The following is a 19,485-nucleotide window of genomic DNA, read 5'->3' as shown; positions in this document are numbered from 1 at the left end:
TAAACAGAACTCATAATTTACTTATCAAAGCTTTCAAATACTCTTTACTCCCCCCTTTCATCTTATTAGTCTGACGCCTGATGAGATTGACAAAAATCACATAAAAAGTGTTAGATTGATCGACAACTTTTGTTTAGTACAAAAGTAGCACGTGTATAATGTAACAATTTGTTTATTTTTGGCTAAAATTTAACTATCGTTATGTAAACTTTTTTTTCTGTTGTAAAAATAGTTTAATACAAAAAAGAATTGGTTTGTCCATGATATACAGGAAGTATAATAAGTGAGTGACTAGTGACCAATTTAAAAAAATACTAATAAAACAAGTACTTAACTATTAGGAGTCAGTATGAAAACTAAACGACTTGCTTTGTCGGCTATTTCTGCTTCTTTGTTTGCAGGAGTGCTGAGTGTTTCTTCTTTACAGGCCGCTGAGGTGCCTGCTGGTGTTAAATTGGCCAAAAAACAAGAAATTGTTCGGGTGAATGGTTCTGAGCCCTCATCTCTGGACCCACAAAAGATAGAAGGTGTTCCTGGTGCTTATGTTACTCGTGACCTATTTGAAGGGTTGGTCAGTGATAGCCCTGGTGGTGGTACCGTACCAGGTGTAGCAGAAAGCTGGTCTGCAGATAAAACCAAGACAGTTTATACCTTTAAGCTGAGAAAAGACGCCAAATGGTCTAATGGAGATCCTATAACGGCCCATGACTTTGTTTATTCATTCCAACGGGCGGTAGACCCTAAGTTAGCATCTAACTATTCCTGGTACATGGAGCTGGCTGAGATTAAAAATGCATCAGAGATTATTAAGGGGAAAAAGAAGCCTTTTGAGTTAGCTGTTCGTGCAGTAGATGACCATACCTTTGAGGTGACAATCAATAAGGCAATTCCATACTTTGTTCGAATGATGGCGCATTACACCACTTTCCCAGTGCATAAGGCGACAATTGAGAAGTATGGTGATAAGTGGACATTGCCAAGTCATATTGTTTCTAATGGCGCCTATAAACTGAAAGACTGGGCTGTAAACGAGCGTATTGTCCTTGAGCGCAATAACCACTATTGGAATGATAAAGAAACAGTCATTAATAAGGTAACTTATTTACCAATTGTTGACAGAAATACAGAGCTGAATCGTTACCGTGCAGGTGATGTGGATATGGGCTATGAGCGGATAGCCTTAGAGCATTTTAGACGTTTGAAAAAGGAAATTCCTGATGAGGTAAAAGTTACGGGGAGAGCGTCTATTTACTACTATGCATTTAATAATAAACGTAAGCCTTTTGATGATGTTCGAGTGAGAAAAGCATTATCATTAGCCATTGACCGCGATGTAGTAGCGAGCAAAATATTAGGCCAGGGACAAATTCCCACCTTTAACTTCACCCCAAATAATTTAGATGGCTTTGTACCACCAGAAAACCCCTATTCCAAAATGACTCAACAACAAAGGGATACAGAAGCAGTTAAACTGCTGAAAGAAGCTGGCTTTGGTAAAGATAAGCCGTTAGCGTTTACTTTGTTGTATAACACAGATGATAACCACAAAAAAATTGCGATTGCCATTTCTTCAATGTGGAAGAAAAAGCTAGGTGCAAAAGTTAACTTAGAGAACCAAGAGTGGAAAACGTATTTAGATAATAAACGACTGGGTAATTATGATGTGGCCCGTGCTGGCTGGAATGGTGACTATAACGAAGCCTCAACGATGCTTGATTTGCTGACTTCAAATAACTCACTAAATGGCTCACAGTACCGGAATAAAGAATATGATGAACTACTAGCTAAAGCAAAAACAGCTGAAAATCCAGCTGAATATTACACTAAAGCAGAAGCCATCATTGCCCGTGATATGCCGGTAGCCCCTATTTATCAGGATGTCACGACACGATTGATTAAGCCATATGTGGGTGGGTATAAAGGCAATCCTTTAGATAATACTTACACGAAAAATTATTATATAATCGCTCATTAATAATAGCATAATAACTTACTAACCTAACCCCTTAGCATTTTTATGTGCTAAGGGGTTGACATAATAATAAGTGAGCGAGAGTAGCAATGCTTAAGTTGATTATTAGGCGGTTTGGTGTCGCAATACCGACCTTATTGGTATTAATTACGGTTTCATTTATTTTGATGCATGCTGCACCAGGCAGCCCATTTTCCTCCGAACGTACTTTACCCGCCGAAGTATTAGCCAATATTGAAGCTAAATACCATTTAAATGAGCCTTTATGGAAGCAGTATTTCATCTATTTAGGTAATTTAATACAAGGTGATTTAGGCCCATCATTTAAATATAAAGACTTTACTGTTAATGAACTATTAGCCCAGGGTTTTCCTGTTTCGGCCAAGTTAGGGCTTGTTTCTTTTATTGTTGCGGTGGTATTTGGTGTTGCTTTTGGAGTGGTTGCTGCGTTAAGGCAAAATACCTGGATTGACTACACCAGTATGACCATAGCCATGACAGGAGTTGTTATTCCCAGCTTTGTCTTGGCGCCTCTGTTAATTTTAATCTTTGCTATTAGCTATAAAGTGCTGCCGGCAGGTGGTTGGAATGATGGTGGTTTTAAATATTTAATCTTACCCGTTATTGCCATGTCTACTCACTACATCTCTGCGATCGCCAGGATTATGCGAGGCAGTATGATAGAAGTACTGCATAGCAATTTTATTCGTACGGCTAAAGCAAAAGGGTTACCTGCTCGCCAAATTATTTTTAAGCATGCACTACGCCCGGCATTGTTGCCAGTCGTGTCTTATTTAGGGCCTGCTTTTGTAGGAATCATTACCGGATCTGTAGTTATTGAAACTATTTTTGGTTTAGGTGGCATTGGTCAGTTATTTGTTAATGGTGCACTTAACCGTGACTACTCTATGGTAATGGGGCTGACAATTGTCGTAGGGGTACTTACTATCATGTTTAACGCGATAGTAGATATTTTATATGCAGTGATAGATCCCAAAATACGTTATTCCTAACAAAATAATAAAATACTACGAGAGATAGTCATGCTTGCTTTAACAAAAAAAATTGAGTCTTTACAGCAGGCTGCAGCAGAAGCAGATGTAAAAGGCCGTAGCCTGTGGGAAGATGCCTGGCGCCGTTTTATTTCCAATAAAGCGGCAATTGTTAGCCTGATAATTTTGTTGTTGATTAGTATTATGACCATCGTTGGCCCATTTTTAAGTGAGTTTGCTTACGATGATACTGACTGGTTGGCAATGAATGCTGCACCTTCTATTGAGTCAGGACATTACTTCGGTACTGATCCTCTAGGCCGTGATTTATTTGTACGGGTCATGATGGGGGGGCAAATATCCTTGATGGTTGGGGTGATGGGCAGCTTAGTTGCGGTAGTAGTGGGTACCTTGTATGGTGCTGTTTCCGGTTTTGTAGGAGGGAAACTGGATAGCTTTATGATGCGTACACTAGAAGTACTTAGTTCATTTCCTTTCATGTTTTTTGTCATTTTATTAGTGACCTTTTTTGGTCGTAATATACTCCTGATTTTTGTTGCTATTGGCATGGTGTCTTGGCTTGATATGGCCAGGATAGTTAGGGGGCAAACCCTTAGCCTAAAAAACAAAGAGTTTATTGAGGCTGCTCATGCCTGTGGGGTTAGGACTAATAAAATAGTTACTCGACACATAGTGCCTAACGTATTGGGTGTAGTTGTTGTGTATGCCACTCTGCTGGTACCTAGCATGATTTTATTTGAATCGTTTTTAAGTTATTTAGGGCTAGGTATTCAGGAGCCACAGACCAGTTGGGGAGCACTCATTTCTGAAGGGGCAAAAACCATGGATATCACCCCATGGCAGTTGCTATTTCCAGCCAGTTTTCTCGTGCTGACACTGTTTTGTTTTAACTTTGTGGGCGATGGGTTAAGAGATGCATTGGATCCTAAGGATCGCTAGGGGGTGTTAGCATGAGCTTATTAGATGTACAAGATTTACGGGTAGAGTTTGAGACTCCTGATGGCATGGTGACGGCTGTAAACAGCTTAAATTTTGCTTTGTCTGAAGGTGAGACCTTGGGCATTGTAGGGGAGTCTGGCTCGGGTAAAAGTCAAACCGCTTTTGCTTTAATGGGATTACTTGCTAAGAATGGTCATACGTCAGGTAAAGCCTTATTTAATGGCAAAGATATTTTGCAATTAAGCAATACAGAATTAAATAAAATCAGAGCTGAACAAATTGCGATGATTTTTCAGGACCCAATGACATCGCTTAATCCTTATATGAAAGTAGGGAAGCAGTTAGCAGAAGTGTTAATTTTGCATAAAGGTATGGATAAAAAGTCAGCTAGGGCTGAATCGATCCGCATGCTAGAAGCAGTGCACATACCAGAGGCTCATAAACGTATTGATATGTATCCTCATGAATTTTCAGGAGGAATGCGTCAACGGGTGATGATTGCAATGGCCTTGTTGTGTCGCCCTAAGCTATTGATTGCTGATGAACCAACTACAGCACTTGATGTAACGGTACAAGCCCAAATATTAACTTTATTAAATGAACTCAAGCAGGAATTTAACACGTCTATTATTATGATCACCCATGACCTGGGTGTTGTGGCTGGCCTTTGTGATAAAGTACTGGTGATGTATGCGGGCCGTACAATGGAGTATGGTGCAGTGAATGATGTGTTTTACCAGCCGACTCATCCTTATACTAAAGGTTTATTGGCTTCCATACCCGATTTAGTTGCCGACCAGGCTGAGTTACCAACCATTCCCGGTAATCCTCCTAATTTATTAAACTTACCTCAGGGTTGTCCTTTCCAGGATCGTTGTGGTTATGTGTTTGACAGATGTAAGCAGGCTGCACCTGACTTAATAACATTTGATGGCTATCGTCAACGGGCATGTCATCTGGAAAAAGAAACTTTACAGCAAAAAAAAACTGAGCAGCTGTCAAGTAAGCAGAAGGGGTTTGAGCACAACGGGCTTAATCAAGAGGCGATGGCATGATAGCGGCTTCAGAAAACATGACAACATCAGACAAAGTAATTGTACAAGTCAGAGACCTTAAAGTTCACTTTAGAGTTGATAATAAAGGTGGCTGGCCATGGCAACCAAAGCCGACTTTAAAAGCGGTAGATGGAGTGAGCTTTGATATTTATGAGGGAGAAACCCTGGGCGTTGTTGGTGAGTCTGGCTGTGGAAAATCGAGCTTAGCCAGAGCCTTGATTGGATTAATACCAGCACACTCTGGCTCTGTTTTATGGTTAGGGCAGGATCTTACTCAATTAAATCAGGATGAATTGAGAGAAAAAAGACAGGATTTACAGTTTATTTTTCAGGACCCATTAGCGTCTCTCAATCCAAGAATGACAATTGGTGAAATTATTGCCGAACCATTACAAACCTTTTTTCCTGATATGAGTAAACGTCAGGTAGAAGAAAAAGTTAAAGCCATGATGAGTAAGGTAGGTTTATTACCCAATGTGGTTAACCGTTACCCCCATGAATTTTCTGGTGGTCAGTGTCAACGGGTGGGTATTGCCAGAGCATTAATTTTAGAACCCAAGCTGGTGGTTTGTGATGAGCCTGTGAGTGCGTTAGATGTGTCTATTCAGGCGCAAGTTGTTAACTTACTTAAAGAATTACAGCGGGAAATGAAGCTTTCTCTGGTGTTTATTGCTCATGACTTAAGTGTAGTTAAACACATCAGTGATCGGGTAATGGTAATGTATCTGGGAAATGTTGTGGAGCTGGCCAGTAGTAAAGAGTTATATACTAATCCACTGCACCCTTATACTCAGGCACTGTTGTCAGCAGTGCCATTGGCTGATCCAGAAAAAGAAAGAGATAAACAGGCGCAAATTTTAGTTGGTGATCTTCCATCACCCATTAACCCACCCAAAGGTTGTGTTTTTTGCACTCGTTGCCCTATCGCAGAAGCTCGGTGTCAGCAGCAACGGCCAACATTGCAAGCGATTGATAACCATCAAGTGTCTTGTTTAAAAGTAGAAGGTGGGAACTGTTAAAGCGTTTTAATTTAACTCTCTCAATGAAGGCTTCTTTATTTAGCCAAAGCAAATGGCTTTTAGCGACGAGAACAAATCTTATCTTAAAAGTCATTCGCGAAGGGAGGTGTTAGTAGTCAGCATCATTTAAGCTAGGTGCTTAGCCTTAATCTTAGCGCGGACAGTTTAGGTTTAACTAACTGGATAATAATGCTCTCTGCGCCAGTTGCTTTTGAACAGTAAGCAGTGTTTTGGCTGTTATAGGTAAAGTACCACAAGCTAAAATGACAAACGGTATAAACAACGATACCAATCAAGGTCATTACAGACATTGATAGGAAGTCTATGAAAAAATTATACTGTAGTGGAAACCATTTTGTTAACAGTAACAAAGAAGCCATAAGTAAAACAGCTGACAAAGTTGTACGGGTTAATGGCCAAAGTAACTGAAAGACTGGTAAGGAGAGTAGTCGGCAACTGATTACTAGACTTAATGCTGTGCTGAGGATCGCAGTTACCAGGATACTAAGAAGTGCTTCTGTTATATAGCCTTGTATAATAAAGTAGCTGAATAAAGAAATTCTGATTGCTCCTTGAATGAATAAAATAGCAGTTACTATTTGCGGTTTTGCCAGAGCATAATAGATTGACAAAGTTGCGCCTGTGACTAATGAAAATGCCCCTGCAAGGCAAAAAATCTTTAACATCCATGATTCACTTAGCCATTTTTCACCTAATAACGTGATAACAAAATGTTCATTTAGTGCCGCAAGTGTAGTAGCTATTGGTACGCCAAAAAATGCAATCATAGCAATACTATTAAGAAATACTTGAGCTAATTGGGGTTTGTCGTCTGTTAATTTTGAATAGCCAGGAAATAGCGCTTTTTGTATAGGAAGTACTAACTCAACAGTGGTGATATCAGCAACCTCTTTCATCATTGAGTAGTTTCCAAGTATTTTAGTATTGAGTGAGCTACCAACAATTAACATCATCAGGCGATTGTTTGCATAGAGCAGAACATTTGTAAATAACATCCATTTTGAAAAGCTTAACAAACTACGCCAGCTTTTTAAGGAGAGAGAAGGGCGGTAACTACTCATAATGAAACTAAGAATTAGGCCTGCTAAACAGTTAGTAATCATGCCAAAAACTAAAGCCCAGTAAGACTTTAATAAAAGACCAGCACCTACAGTTACTAAAAAAGATAGAATTTTTTTACCGAATTCAAAGTTAAACTCTTTCTTCAGATTTAGCTCTTTACGAAAGTTGACAACGCCAATGTTGGTGAAACCTTGTATGATGGCCATGCCTGCTAAGCAAAGAAAAATTGGGACTAACTGGGGTTCATTAAACAGGCTTGCGATAGGATAACAGCCAATCAGCAGACCTATTGCGATAAATAGCCCCATAAGAATATTTAAGCTCCAAGCGGTATTGTAGTCGTCCTTGGTTGCTTGCTGATTTTGTATTAACGGTAAGTCGAAGTTAAAGGTAGTGACAACATCTAAGATGGCATAAAAACTCATAGCAAGTGCAACAATTCCGTAATCTTCAGGAACAAGCAGCCTAGCCATAATAAACAGACTAACAATGCTTAATAGGCGAACACACAGCCTTAGGACTACCATCCAAACTGCTCCAATGCCCATTTTTTTTGTAATGTCAGTGTTGCTCATATATACGAAATATGACTTATTGTCAGTTGGCTTGTTATTGAGTGAGGTCCCGCTCAATATAGCATAAGCGATCTATACTTTATAGAATTTTAAAAAATACTATGACAATTGATTGTAATTTTTATTAATTTTAATTGTTAATAGTACTTTTTAGTGAAAGGAATGAAAGCTTTTACAATATTTTTTAAAGATTAGTGCTTTGTAAATAAATAGGGAGTTTTTCTGGGGATGTGGGAGTGTGTAAGTTAGTACTTTTGATTAATAACGTCTAGTTTGATTTATAATTAAATGCACTTTGGAAGACATTTGTTTGCATCTAAATAGTTGCTGGCGTAGTTCTGGCGAATGAATGTTAAGACAAACTTCTAGTGATTAGTCCTAAATATCATTCGCGAAAAGTGCCTTAGTTGGCACCTGCTTGCTTTAATGCGTTTATATAAACCTTTGCTTGCTGGTGGCAGCTAATAGTTGTTAGAAAAGTTTCACCTTCTTTATTTCTGGCATTGATGTTGTGGCCTGCTGCAATAAAAAATGTTAAGAATCGGCTAAAATCATCCTCACGTAGTGCTCGATAAGCGTTGGTCAGTATGTGGTAGTCATTATTGGTGCCATCATAAGATTGAGTGGCTAACAGTTCTTTTAAACGCTCATCAGATACATCTTCGCCAATAACTTTTTGTTTATCTTTTTTCACTGAAATACACCTGCTAAAAACAAAGTCAACAGGGTAAATTTTACCAGGCTTATGGTAAGTAGGCTATGACAGGCTGAAAAGAATACAATAGGAACAGGTACAACTACTTGGTTATCTGTTGCTTTCCTTAGGCAACAGATAACCAAGTAGTTGTACTCTATGATAGTGGTAGAGGGTGTTCCTTAATGGCCTTTTAGAGCATAAATGCCTGGTGCATTACGCCAGTAGCCTTTATAGTCCATTCCGTAACCAAAAATATAGCGGTCTTCTATTTGTAAGCCGATATAGTCAGCATCAAGGCTAACTCCTTTTCTATCATGCTTTTTCTCAACCAGCACGGCTGTGATTACTGACTTGGCTTCAGCTTTTCGGCAATAGTCAACAATTGCTGCAAGAGTATGTCCTTCATCTAAAATATCATCGATGATTAGAACGTTACGGCCTTTCATTTCCGTATTTGGCTTAACCAGCCAATTTAATTCTCCGCCTCGAGTTTCGTTACGGTAACGGGTAGCGTGGATATAGTCTATTTGTAAAGGGAAGTTCAGCTTGGTCAAAAGCTTACCACTGGTGACAAGTCCACCATTCATAATGCAGAAAACCAGTGGATTACTGTTAGCCAGATCAGCTGTGATAGCTTGTCCCATGCGGTCGATGGCTGCTTCAACTTCTGCATCGTCATATAAGCAGTCTGCTTCAGCATACACCTCTTTAATATGGTCAAGATCAACAGGCATGAATGGGAACCTCACTAAGCGTTGGATAAGTATGTAATACAATAGCCAAAATGATACACCAGAAGTCTAGGTTTCTGATGAGTTTTGTTACTAGTGTAATGCCCCTAACAGTAGCCAACGATTTTACCCTGAGATTGGTGCCATACACTAGATATAAAGGGCGCAACCATACTAAGGATTAACCAATTGAGCAAGCTTTTTCTTGGGGTTGATGACAACAATCTGATTGTTCTAATAATGCAGTAAAAGAGGGTTCTTATTGAGCTAAGTGAAAGTGTATCGCCAAATCAACGAGTGTTGTATGCCTTTTTCTCTATATTAAATGCTGTCAAGAGGGGGGTAAGAAGCTTGAGTGAGGGGTAAACCTCACTTAGTATGAAGCACGACACGATAAGCACTACGATAAGTAACTGATTAATAACAAGCAGAGTGAAACATGAAAGTCCATGAGATTAAGCATCCTTTGGTACAGCATAAACTTGGATTAATGCGTAAAGAAGGGATTAGCACCAAGGGGTTCCGTGGGTTAGCGAGTGAAGTAGGTTGTTTGCTTACTTATGAAGCAACAAAAGACTTACCATTAGAGGATAAGGTGATTACTGGTTGGGCAGGGAACGTTACGGTTAAACAAATAAAAGGCAAAAAAATTACTGTGGTGCCTATTTTGCGTGCGGGCCTTGGTATGTTGGATGGAGTATTAGAACTTATTCCCAACGCTAAGGTTAGTGTAGTAGGGCTTTACCGCAATGAAGAAACCTTAGAACCTGTACCCTACTTTGAAAAGTTGGTAAGTAATATTGGTGAGCGGATGGCGCTGATAGTAGACCCGATGTTAGCAACAGGGGGATCAATGGTGGCTACTATCGAAATGTTAAAAAAAGCTGGTTGCCATGAAATCAGGGTATTAGTCCTGGTTGCAGCGCCTGAGGGGATCAAAAAAGTAACAGATGCTCACCCCGATGTAGAGATATTTACCGCCTCTATTGATGAGAATCTCAATGAAAATGGTTATATTATTCCAGGCTTGGGAGATGCTGGGGATAAAATTTTTGGTACAAAGTAATGTGTAAAAAGTCTGTTGTGAAAGGTATATCTTTCGCAACAGACTTTTGGGAAAAGTGGTATTATCCGCCAGTTTTTGGCGAGTTAGTAATTTTTCTACCGATAATGGGTAAGTTATTTGAAATTTTTATTGGCCCATCCGCTATATTACCTAGATTACGATAAACTATAAGCTCTTTTTCCTGGGCATTATAATTAGAGGGCATTTTAAATCGCTTGACTTCTTTAAATTGGTCACTTCTAAGAACATTCTGTAACTTAGCCATTTGATCTAGATCTACCCAAAAATTTGGTTGGGCGACAATGTAATGAACGCCCATTTTATTAATTAAATCATTTATTTCAGCTTCACTATAGCTTTGCTGTTTAACGCCTAGTGAGCGTCGTACAGCAACTTCCAATAATAATTTATCTGCACGTAAAATATTTACATCAGGGCGATTTGATTTGGCTCGCATATTGAAAATAAACGAGCCATCTCGGTAGCCAGAGAATAATACATTACTATTGTCTGGTGTAACTTCGGCTATATAGTCAACAACATCGCGGTAGCCATCCACATAATGTACTGGTCGCGAAATACTTGTCATGGTTAGTGTTAATACCCCAATTAAAATGCAGCTTGTGGCAGCCCATAACGCTTGATTTTTAAATATCTTATTTTGAAAGAGCTTGCTTTGAAATAGATAATGACAAGTAAAGCCAGCAAAAATAGCGATAGGAAGGAGCAAATAGATGCTGTGTCTGGTCTCTTTTAAATCAATAGATGAGTAAAATAGGTATCCAACTACGAGCCACGATATTAAAAATAAACTATTATGAATGTTGGGCCTAGTGGTGAATGGCCAGAGCCATAATGTAACAAAAACAGCTGAGGTAAGCAGTACAGGCCAACCAGCTTGTGCAGGAAGTCGTAGTGCATACCAAATCCAACCATCAATTGATAGTCTTGAAACAATAGCATCACTAATACCCATCGCAGATTGAACATTCGCTTGTCCAAACTCAATTGTTAAAAGTATTAGTGGTAAAATACCTATAATTGCCAGCCCTGCAATGATATAGCTATGTTTATCTTTAATGAGTGAGTACCCTCTGGCGCTTATTAAGGCAATTAAGTAAGGTAAACAAACGAAAGCAATAGAAATTTTTGTATATACTCCTAGCACTAGCAAGGCAATACTTAGGTATAAGCATGAAATACGTTGCTCACGAGTGTACCTAACTAAGAAGTAGCTGCTCCATACCAAAAAGGCAAATGCAGGTATTTCTAGCATTATTTGACGGCCCCAGTAAGCTATCTCTGGAGAAGCGACAATCATGAGAGCGACGCCAAAAGACAACGGTGCTGTTAACCATTGGCGAGCTAAAAAGTAACATCCACAAGCAAAAAATGCATAGCATATGAAAAGCACGAATAAAGCTGTTTCTTGAGAAACACCGAAAATGGCATAAAAAGGCGCCAATAAAAATGAGAAAAGTGGTGGATAAAATAAAATCGTAAGAGCTGGATATTGTGAGTAGTAATCATAAGCATAAGTAACAGGATCATAAAATGGAGCTGCTCCAATAAAATCCATTACAAAAGCACCATTTAGTGCATGACGTGGAGAGTCTGGCCATGAAAAAGCACCGCCAACAGGTGCGCCTGTCAAAAATAAAAAAGCAACGATAAGACAAAGTAGAATACAATAAATGGTACTTTGGTATTGTTTGTACTTCATATTTATACTCATGCTGATTTACCAACTAAAACACACCCACAAGCAATAAGCAGTGTTCCAAATACACGAGCTGGTGTTAATGTCTCATTAAGTAGCAATGCACTAAAAGCCATTGTCACTAAGAAACTGATACCAACAAATGGATATGCAACAGAAAGCTCCACTTTTGATAGTACCCATAGCCACATGGCAACACTTAATCCGTAAATTATCAAGCCTATCCAAATAAAGGGAGATATTGCTGCAGCCACTAGTGATTCAGTAATGCTACTTTGCAAAGCTGAGGCCATAGAGGGTTTAGTGACACCTAGCTTAAAAGCGAGTTGAGCACAAGCAGATAGTGTTACAGTAAGTAAAGTTAAGCTGAGAACAAGATATGTCATATAATAACCTTATTATATTTGAAAGTACTTAGCAGAAAGTACAACAATAAGAAACCCGAATCCGACAAACTGGCTGACTCTATCTTTTATTGCAAATACAATCGGGTCGTCAGCTATTTTCCCTCTCCGTGCACCTACCCATACACGATTACCCCAATATAGAATGAGGAAACAAAGTAACCATAATAATTGAGGACTTTGATATAAGGTGGTAACTTCTTCGCTATTAATATAAAGTGAGAGAACTAATACTGAGGCTGTTATATTAGCAATACCCAGGGTAAACATTGTTTCTTGATCAGAGACACTATAACCGCGCCCGCTAGCTTTATTTGCATTATGATGAGTAGCCTTAGCAAGAGAGTAAAGTTCAATATAACGTTTTAGGTAGGCCAAGCTTACAAAAATAAAAATAGAAAAGCCTAGTAACCAAGATGATAAAGTGACACCAATAGCCACTGACCCTGCTACAATACGTGTTGTGTATAGTATAGCTAACGTCATGACATCAGCGGTTGATACTCGTTTAATAATAAATGAGTAAGCATTGATGGCAATGTAATAAAAAACAAGTATTATAAAAAATGATAAAGGAAGTAGTAGCCAAGCAAGAATAAAAGAAAGTAAGGGTAAAATAATAGCACTTGCTATACCAATCGACAGTGGCAGTGTGCCTGCAGCTAATGGTCTAAATCGTTTGGTGTTATGGTTTCGATCAGCTTCCAGGTCTAACATGTCGTTTAAAAAATAACCGCCAGAAGCGCAAATACTAAAGGATAAAAAGGCTATCACTGCAGAAAAGACAGTTGCTGGTTCATAGTAACTATGGGAGGTAAATAAGGGCACAAATACTAATAGGTTTTTCACCCACTGGTGTACTCGCATTGCCTTGATAAAGGCTAAACCTGTTGATTGAGTAGGAGTGATAATTTTTTCTGCTTTTCCATTACGTTTAGCTTTTTCTATATCTTTAAGAGGTGCATTAACAAATATATTTGAATCCGCTTTTTGCCATATGGGTCTGTCAGCTAAACTGTCTCCTGCATAACTAAAATTATCATTACCTACAATATTTTGTATGCTTGCCAGCTTATTACTGCCTTTAAGGTTATTTGTGTTATCAGATGCAATCACTTGGTCGAAAATACCAAGGTACTTAGCAACAGTGTTTGCAAAGGCTTGGTTTGAGGCAGTAGCTAAAATTAGTCGTTTTCCTTGTTTTTTTTGTGTTTTTAAATAGTCGACTAATTCAGTTGTATAAGGAAGATTTTCAGCATTAATTTCAACTAGGTTGGCTACTTTTGCTTTAGCTACTTGCCTCCCCTGTAGCAGCCAAAAAATAATTTGAAAAATATAAAATGGCTTTTGTTTGATAAGCTTTAAGATCGACTCAAGAAATAAGTCTGTGCGTACCAATGTACCATCTAGGTCGACAAATATATACTTGACTTCTGTGCTCATTGCTTATACTTCCTTATATACTACTTAATAAAGCTGTCAATAAATATGTAAGTATTAAAACAACTTAAGGATAAAAATATAAATATTTTTAAATGGTAAAACTATGAAATGATATTGTAATGCAAATAGTCGTTGTCTCCTATTTTGTGTATGAGAAATAGTCTATAAGAAAACGCTTGCTAATCAAACTAATTTTTTATTTGATTTTTTATTGTTATATAGCTAATAGGTATTAGTTGTGCTTACTGATAACAACATAACTATACCCGTCGCGAATCATTTCTAGGTTTTGTTATCGTCGCTTCTCACCCCAATCACCTATTTATATAGGCTCATGAGGCTTCGTCACTTGATGGCCTCACCTAAAAATCCTTCGCATTGGGTATAATATCCTTCGCAAGCAGTTTACGTTTATTGCTCCTGTCATTACTCTAATGATTAGAGCCATCTCTACTTTTTTTAGCCTCATTTTCTAGTGAAATTCCCACTTTAGCTAATTTGATAAACTTGAGCCAAGAGGATGTAAATAAAGTGTCAATTAACTGTTGAAATAGTTGATACTTTTTCAATGTATAGGGATACCAATTAGGCTCAATTTTATTTGATTGCTTGTCAACTAAAATGGATTTACTTCTGGTGAATGCGAGCAAACCTTCCTTACCTTTTGCTCGCCCGAAACCACTCTGTTTAACACCACCAAAGGGTAAAGCAGGGTTGCCCTCCGTTAACATAACATTATTAATGGAAACTGCACCCACCTGTAGGGCACTGGCCACTCGTTTGGCTCGGCTAAGGTCTCGACTCCATATACTTGCACTGAGACCGTAGGGTAATTGATTTAACTGTGTGGTTAATTGTTTTTCATCAGTAAACGGTAATAAAGCAATAATAGGGCCAAAGGTTTCTTCTTGATATAGTTTCATTTCTGGTGAAATATTGGTGATTAGGGTAGGTGGAAAAAACCGACCTTTTTCATTAAAGGTACTTCCCCCTGCAATAAGGTTTGCACCTTTTTCAATCGCATCATCCAGCTGTTGCTTGACAATATCTAGTTGAAAATCAGTTGTCATTGCGCCTATATCAGCGTCTCCTTGGTCCCCTGTGTTAATAACTAATTGTTGTATTTCGGTAGTTAGCTGCTTGGTAAACTGTTCGAAAATATCTTGATGAATATATAATAACTCAACTGATGTACAGGATTGTCCCGCATTAGTAAGCCCCCCCCATAATGCACCTGCTACTGTACGCTTAATATCAACATCAGGAAATACCATCATTGCATCCTTACCACCCAGCTCCAAGTCGACAGGGATGATATGTTGAGCTGCTTTTTTCAGAATAGCCTTGCCTGTGCGAGTACTTCCTGTAAAGAAAATTTTATCTGGCCTTTCATCAATGAGTCTTTCTGCAGTAACACCTGAACCATAGACAACTTTTAAGCTTTGTTTTAATAGAGGAGATGCAGCACAAATTTCTTCGATTAGGCCGGTAAGAGGTGTATGCTCAGAAGGCTTAAAGATAACACTGTTTCCAGCAAGAAATGCTCCGGTAATAAAAGTCATGGCAATATGAAAAGGGTAATTCCAAGGAGCAATCACTAATACCGTTCCATAAGGTTCATGCTGAATATAAGACTTCTTACCAAGTAATGAAATGGGGGTCGACACTTTTTGTGTTTTAAGAATTTTTTGAGCATGAGTTTTATTCCAGTGTAAATTATCTAATACGCCTAATACCTCTGAAACAAGAGCATCGGTTCTAGACTTTCCTGTGTCTGTCACAATGCTATTGCAGATTAATTCTTTATTCACTTTTATATAGTGTATGATTTTATCGACTTCTGCTGCACGCTGACTAACTGAAAATTGGAGTAAGTCTCGTTGGGATGCTCTGAGTGTTTGATAGATATTTTTTATTTGAGCAACATCAGTTTCTTCAGTTATCAGTGGCTTTCTTAATTTTAAATAGTCATCCGTTTGGTGGCTAGGTTGTTGAGATGGAGACTTAGTAGACATGGGCTAACTTTCCTGATGGTTTTTTATAATAACATTGCTTTGAGTGGATGGTTGGCAACTGACATGATAATTGATTGCATCATGAACACGGCTAATGTTCTGGTATGGGTCTGTGAGGTTACTGTAATACAAACTAAACACGAGACCTTTCACTCCCCAAAAGCCTAAACGACAGTACTGTCCGATAAAGCCAGGGATATGGCTTAGTGTATTTAATGAGGTGATAAAAAGAGGGATACAGCGAGGGGGTAGAAATGATAGAAAAGTTAATAGGCCTTTCAATTCCTTAATGTTTTGTATAGAGGTAAAGTCTAATACTTCGTCAATATGATGTAAGCAGCCGGTTTCACTAAAGGAAGGTAATTGCCCATAGCCTGGGGCAAGTATATCTCCCAGCTGTTGTAATACATCAAGTTGACGAGTTGATAGTTGGTGGGAAATGATAGATTTCATGGTATTCTTTTTTATAAGAAGGTTATTATAAATATATTTAATTTTTTATTTGTAATAGTAAAGGTTCCCTATAAGGCCTCTTCTAACCAGGAGGGCTGTTTAGAGTGAGTAGTAACAGTTTGATAGCCAGCTAAGTCTAAAATGGCCTGGCTTGCCTTATGTGCTAAGGCCATTACTGATAACGAAGGGTTAATGCCTGGTGCACAAGGAAAAATTGAACTATCGACAACATGGATATTGTCGTAACCAAATAGTTGAAAACTTTCGTTAACAACTGCCTGGTTGGGATTGAGGCCAATTGTACAGCCTCCCATTAAGTGCAATCCAATCGGTGTGTGTGGTTTGTAAATGACGTTGGGACGGAGACTAGAGAAAATATTATAGACTTGCTCTATGCCTGCATTTACCTTCTGTTGATCAAGATCAGATAACGCTTTATAGATTTTGAGCAGGCCTTTTCTGGTGAGTTTGATTTGACCTGGGTTTTCGTCTTGAATAGCCACTTCAATGCAAGCAAGATGACGGTATCGTTGCATAAACTGGTGATGAGAAACGCCGTAACCGGATTTCATCATAGCAGTGGCAATGGGGCCACCAAAAACATTTTCTAGTTTAAAACCTTGTTGGCGAAACCTTGGATCTGCTGATTTTAATGCTTGGAAGGCACCTTTATGAGCATCAACAGGCTCAGGCATATCTGCAAACACCATGTATTGTGGATGACAAAAAAAGCCTTTTCCCAGAGCAGGCAGAGACTGACCAAAACCAGATTTTAATAACAGTTCAGTGCTGCCTATAGCGCCAGCAGCAACGATAACGCGCTTTGCCCTTACCTGGAGGGGGGTATTATTTTTAGTGCCATAAATAACGGTTTGTGGTTTACCATGGATAATTTGCTGAACCTGAACCTGATCGATTAAATGAACACCTTGTTGCAATGCTTTAGGTAAAAAAGTGACAGTCATACTTTGCTTGGATTGGCGATTACAGCCACCTAAACAGACAATGCAGTCATTGGATTTATGGTTATGACATTGGCTTTGGCCGCGTCGTAAGGGGGCATATTTTAATTGGTTATTCTCAAAACCTTTGGCATAGAGGTGAGCATTACCATTCCAGTATTGTTTAGGAATTACTTCAAGTCTGAGATGTTGTTCGATTTGACTATAATGTTGATTTAATTCCTGTGAGTTAAACCAACTGATGCCTGAATGCTGTTTAAAGTTATCGATAGCTATTTGATCAAACCGGTCAAGTAAGCATTGATTTACAACAGTACCCCCTCCCACTACTTTGCCTCTTAAAAATAGCAGGTTCGCTTGATGATTTAACTCCATACCACCTTGCCAAAATAGTTGGCTGTTGGCGTGTAGTTCATTTGTAGGGTACTGACCTGCGGGGATATTTTTACCTGCTTCGAGTAAACAGACACTTGCACCAGACTGGCTTAAAAAATAACTCAGGACACTACCCGCAGCACCAGTGCCAATAATGGCAAAGTCATATAGTCGGTTCATGATAATATTGTTCTTATTTTTTTATTTGTTATCAAACTGTAAATTTGGCACTTTAGTTCAGCCAAAAAAATAATGCTATCTATAAAACAAGTCAGAATGGAATATCTTCTATGACATTTTTATATAGTATACCTATTCGCTAATGACTTTGTGGTGATAGAGGGTATCTCTCAATGGCTTCTCCTAAAAGTCATTCGCTTTGGTTATAATTTTTAACCTTTCTTAAGCCAATATACAACTCCAACTGCCTAACTTTAACTGTCTTATCGGATACAGCAACTACCGAATTATTATTATTTTTATAAGGAGCTTGTTTGCATATTTTACATAGGGTGTAAAGCTTGTGTTGGGAGTAAACGTAATTTGTTGAAATAACTTAACTTTTTAGGGTTGGTACCCTACATGCAATAGAGGATGCACGTAGGCGGCTTGAAAAGCTATCGTTAATATCCTTGAGGGAAACCCTGATGAAGTTAAAATCCTTAGTAACAGCAACCTTATTAACCACTGGTATGTTTGCTTCTCTCAATGCTTCTTCTGCATTGTTGACGTTTGATTTAGTAGATGGGGGGGAGTTTAGAAATACAATTGATACTGATGGTGCACCTATTGTCCCTGTTCCTGGTGGTAATGCTACAGAAACCACCAGTTTTATCTCATGGGGTGATACCAACATGAGTAATCTGTTGTTGACTTCTCAAAACTCTGTGGATATTAATGCAGCTGGTACACCAGCACTATTATCAACCATTAAACATAACAATATGCCAATTGATGGACCTACCTTGGCCAGTGGGCAGATATACGGTGTTTTAGAAATGAGTAGTATGGGGACTTTAAGTACGGCTCATTATAAAATTCCAGGTAGCCCAACATTAGCTGATGTAGCTAATGCAGTATTTGCGGAGGCTGGTGAAACATTGCCAGGAGGTGTTGATATTAATAATACGATTGCTAGTTTATTTAATTTTACTTTCTTTGAAACACTAAACTCAGCAACCCCTTGTCCATTTGGTGATCCACAACCTTGTGATGATAAATTTGAGTCAAGCTTGTTTGGTGGAATTCCAATTCCTATTCAAATAAAGTTATTGATTGATTCAGAAGCGTATATGTTAACTATTTTCAATACTTTTGATATGAATGGTGACATCAATACAGCTATTATGAGTGTGAATGGTATGGCTGAATTTTTAACTGAAGAAAGCGCTATGACCACTCTATATACCTTTGCTCAGCTAATGTATGTACCTGAGCCTTCTACTTTAGGTGTTTTAGGATTAGGCTTGTTAGGTATGGCATCAAGGAGAAAAATGCTAAGCTAAAGCTAAAGTTACTTTGTCAAAAGCGCAGTGAGAACTGCGCTTTTTTTTATCTATTATTTTGACAGTAGAGGTACTGTGTTTATGATTAGTTAAATCTCCTTATTTTAGAGTGCGCCTTTTGTTTTATTTAAATGTGGGTCACATATAATAACTATACAAATAACGCAGTTTTTATTTTGATGATTCGGTTGTTAGCCAGTGCTCTCCTATTTTTTATACTCTCCTCAATACTAAATAAGGGATATTTGTTTTCCCTAATACCTAATAGCCTGTAAAAAAGCAGCTTGTATAGACAGCTTATATAGTGAGTTATAGCTGGAAATCTATAATGTGGCATAGAATGGATGACCCTATACTCACTGATAGCACGCTTTATGATGAGAGTAGCCATGTCACTTTATGATTTTCCAGCTATACCTATAGAAAAGCTACATACCGCTTGCTGATAAGGAGAGTGA

Annotated in this window: 16 protein-coding genes; 7 read left to right on the top strand and 9 right to left on the bottom strand. The window is 38.4% G+C overall.

Features of this window, described 5'->3' with window-relative positions; genetic code table 11:
* The first annotated feature begins 349 nt into the window (after positions 1-349).
* The 5 genes from ORQ98_RS13730 (at position 350) to oppF (ending at position 5,998) form a co-directional block, all read left to right on the top strand.
* Complete coding sequence (locus ORQ98_RS13730) at positions 350-1,975, top strand: ABC transporter substrate-binding protein (RefSeq protein WP_274689383.1); 1,626 nt, start codon at positions 350-352, stop codon at positions 1,973-1,975.
* A gap of 86 nt (positions 1,976-2,061) precedes the next feature.
* Positions 2,062-2,985, top strand: coding sequence for an oligopeptide ABC transporter permease OppB (oppB, locus tag ORQ98_RS13725; RefSeq protein ID WP_274689382.1), 924 nt, complete (start codon positions 2,062-2,064; stop codon positions 2,983-2,985).
* A gap of 30 nt (positions 2,986-3,015) precedes the next feature.
* Positions 3,016-3,924, top strand: a complete 909-nt coding sequence (gene oppC, locus ORQ98_RS13720; protein WP_274689381.1) for an oligopeptide ABC transporter permease OppC — start codon at positions 3,016-3,018, stop codon at positions 3,922-3,924.
* Positions 3,925-3,935: 11 nt separating this feature from the next.
* Entirely contained in the window at positions 3,936-4,979 is a 1,044-nt protein-coding gene (gene oppD / locus ORQ98_RS13715) for an oligopeptide ABC transporter ATP-binding protein OppD (RefSeq protein WP_274689380.1), read from the top strand.
* Positions 4,976-5,998: a murein tripeptide/oligopeptide ABC transporter ATP binding protein OppF gene (gene oppF / locus ORQ98_RS13710; RefSeq protein WP_274689379.1), complete on the top strand. Its 1,023-nt coding sequence runs from the start codon at positions 4,976-4,978 to the stop codon at positions 5,996-5,998. Before oppD ends, oppF begins: the two co-directional genes overlap by 4 nt.
* A gap of 131 nt (positions 5,999-6,129) precedes the next feature.
* On the opposite strand, the gene ORQ98_RS13705 is transcribed toward oppF, so the two are convergent.
* The 3 genes from ORQ98_RS13705 to ORQ98_RS13695 all read right to left on the bottom strand — a co-directional run bounded on the left by ORQ98_RS13705 (position 6,130) and on the right by ORQ98_RS13695 (position 9,087).
* A complete protein-coding gene (locus ORQ98_RS13705; RefSeq protein ID WP_274689378.1) occupies positions 6,130-7,608 on the bottom strand; it encodes a lipopolysaccharide biosynthesis protein in 1,479 nt (492 codons plus the stop codon).
* Positions 7,609-8,059: 451 nt separating this feature from the next.
* Positions 8,060-8,350: a PA4642 family protein gene (locus ORQ98_RS13700; protein WP_274689377.1), complete on the bottom strand. Its 291-nt coding sequence runs from the start codon at positions 8,348-8,350 to the stop codon at positions 8,060-8,062.
* Positions 8,351-8,532: 182 nt separating this feature from the next.
* The gene (locus ORQ98_RS13695) at positions 8,533-9,087 is read right to left on the bottom strand and encodes a hypoxanthine-guanine phosphoribosyltransferase (protein WP_274689376.1); all 555 of its coding nucleotides are present in this window, start codon (positions 9,085-9,087) and stop codon (positions 8,533-8,535) included.
* A 436-nt stretch (positions 9,088-9,523) separates the two neighbouring features.
* Here ORQ98_RS13695 and upp point away from each other — a divergent pair, with 436 nt between their 5' ends.
* Positions 9,524-10,150 carry a uracil phosphoribosyltransferase gene (upp, locus tag ORQ98_RS13690; RefSeq protein WP_274689375.1) on the top strand — a complete coding sequence of 209 codons (627 nt, stop codon included), beginning with the start codon at positions 9,524-9,526 and terminating at the stop codon, positions 10,148-10,150.
* Between the two features lie 61 nt (positions 10,151-10,211).
* On the opposite strand, the gene ORQ98_RS13685 is transcribed toward upp, so the two are convergent.
* The 6 genes from ORQ98_RS13685 to ORQ98_RS13660 all read right to left on the bottom strand — a co-directional run bounded on the left by ORQ98_RS13685 (position 10,212) and on the right by ORQ98_RS13660 (position 17,702).
* On the bottom strand, positions 10,212-11,873 hold the full coding sequence (locus tag ORQ98_RS13685) for an ArnT family glycosyltransferase (protein WP_274689374.1): 1,662 nt from the start codon (positions 11,871-11,873) through the stop codon (positions 10,212-10,214).
* An 8-nt stretch (positions 11,874-11,881) separates the two neighbouring features.
* Complete coding sequence (locus tag ORQ98_RS13680; protein ID WP_274689373.1) at positions 11,882-12,256, bottom strand: EamA family transporter; 375 nt, start codon at positions 12,254-12,256, stop codon at positions 11,882-11,884.
* A gap of 12 nt (positions 12,257-12,268) precedes the next feature.
* Positions 12,269-13,717, bottom strand: coding sequence for a UbiA family prenyltransferase (locus ORQ98_RS13675; RefSeq protein ID WP_274689372.1), 1,449 nt, complete (start codon positions 13,715-13,717; stop codon positions 12,269-12,271).
* A 431-nt stretch (positions 13,718-14,148) separates the two neighbouring features.
* Positions 14,149-15,732: an aldehyde dehydrogenase family protein gene (locus tag ORQ98_RS13670; protein WP_274689371.1), complete on the bottom strand. Its 1,584-nt coding sequence runs from the start codon at positions 15,730-15,732 to the stop codon at positions 14,149-14,151.
* 3 nt (positions 15,733-15,735) lie between these two features.
* Entirely contained in the window at positions 15,736-16,185 is a 450-nt protein-coding gene (locus ORQ98_RS13665; protein ID WP_274689370.1) for a hypothetical protein, read from the bottom strand.
* 68 nt (positions 16,186-16,253) lie between these two features.
* On the bottom strand, positions 16,254-17,702 hold the full coding sequence (locus ORQ98_RS13660; RefSeq protein ID WP_274689369.1) for a GMC family oxidoreductase N-terminal domain-containing protein: 1,449 nt from the start codon (positions 17,700-17,702) through the stop codon (positions 16,254-16,256).
* Positions 17,703-18,169: 467 nt separating this feature from the next.
* Between ORQ98_RS13660 and ORQ98_RS13655 the strand changes: the two genes are divergently transcribed.
* Positions 18,170-19,027, top strand: a complete 858-nt coding sequence (locus ORQ98_RS13655) for a PEP-CTERM sorting domain-containing protein (protein WP_274689368.1) — start codon at positions 18,170-18,172, stop codon at positions 19,025-19,027.
* Positions 19,028-19,485 lie beyond the last annotated feature (458 nt).

The sequence above is a fragment of the Spartinivicinus poritis genome, assembly GCF_028858535.1.
Taxonomy (GTDB): Bacteria; Pseudomonadota; Gammaproteobacteria; order Pseudomonadales; family Zooshikellaceae; genus Spartinivicinus; species Spartinivicinus poritis.
The sequence above is the reverse complement of the archived record's forward strand: the minus strand, read 5'-3'. Positions and strand labels throughout refer to the sequence as shown.

Bases quoted from the DNA above. Each gene is read 5' to 3' on its own strand.
- ORQ98_RS13730 (WP_274689383.1), top strand. From the start codon at position 350: ATGAAAACTAAACGACTTGCTTTGTCGGCTATTTCTGCTTCTTTGTTT.
- oppB (WP_274689382.1), top strand. From the start codon at position 2,062: ATGCTTAAGTTGATTATTAGGCGGTTTGGTGTCGCAATACCGACCTTA.
- oppC (WP_274689381.1), top strand. From the start codon at position 3,016: ATGCTTGCTTTAACAAAAAAAATTGAGTCTTTACAGCAGGCTGCAGCA.
- oppD (WP_274689380.1), top strand. From the start codon at position 3,936: ATGAGCTTATTAGATGTACAAGATTTACGGGTAGAGTTTGAGACTCCT.
- oppF (WP_274689379.1), top strand. From the start codon at position 4,976: ATGATAGCGGCTTCAGAAAACATGACAACATCAGACAAAGTAATTGTA.
- ORQ98_RS13705 (WP_274689378.1), bottom strand. From the start codon at position 7,608: ATGGTAGTCCTAAGGCTGTGTGTTCGCCTATTAAGCATTGTTAGTCTG.
- ORQ98_RS13695 (WP_274689376.1), bottom strand. From the start codon at position 9,087: ATGCCTGTTGATCTTGACCATATTAAAGAGGTGTATGCTGAAGCAGAC.
- upp (WP_274689375.1), top strand. From the start codon at position 9,524: ATGAAAGTCCATGAGATTAAGCATCCTTTGGTACAGCATAAACTTGGA.
- ORQ98_RS13685 (WP_274689374.1), bottom strand. From the start codon at position 11,873: ATGAAGTACAAACAATACCAAAGTACCATTTATTGTATTCTACTTTGT.
- ORQ98_RS13680 (WP_274689373.1), bottom strand. From the start codon at position 12,256: ATGACATATCTTGTTCTCAGCTTAACTTTACTTACTGTAACACTATCT.
- ORQ98_RS13675 (WP_274689372.1), bottom strand. From the start codon at position 13,717: ATGAGCACAGAAGTCAAGTATATATTTGTCGACCTAGATGGTACATTG.
- ORQ98_RS13670 (WP_274689371.1), bottom strand. From the start codon at position 15,732: ATGTCTACTAAGTCTCCATCTCAACAACCTAGCCACCAAACGGATGAC.
- ORQ98_RS13665 (WP_274689370.1), bottom strand. From the start codon at position 16,185: ATGAAATCTATCATTTCCCACCAACTATCAACTCGTCAACTTGATGTA.
- ORQ98_RS13660 (WP_274689369.1), bottom strand. From the start codon at position 17,702: ATGAACCGACTATATGACTTTGCCATTATTGGCACTGGTGCTGCGGGT.
- ORQ98_RS13655 (WP_274689368.1), top strand. From the start codon at position 18,170: ATGAAGTTAAAATCCTTAGTAACAGCAACCTTATTAACCACTGGTATG.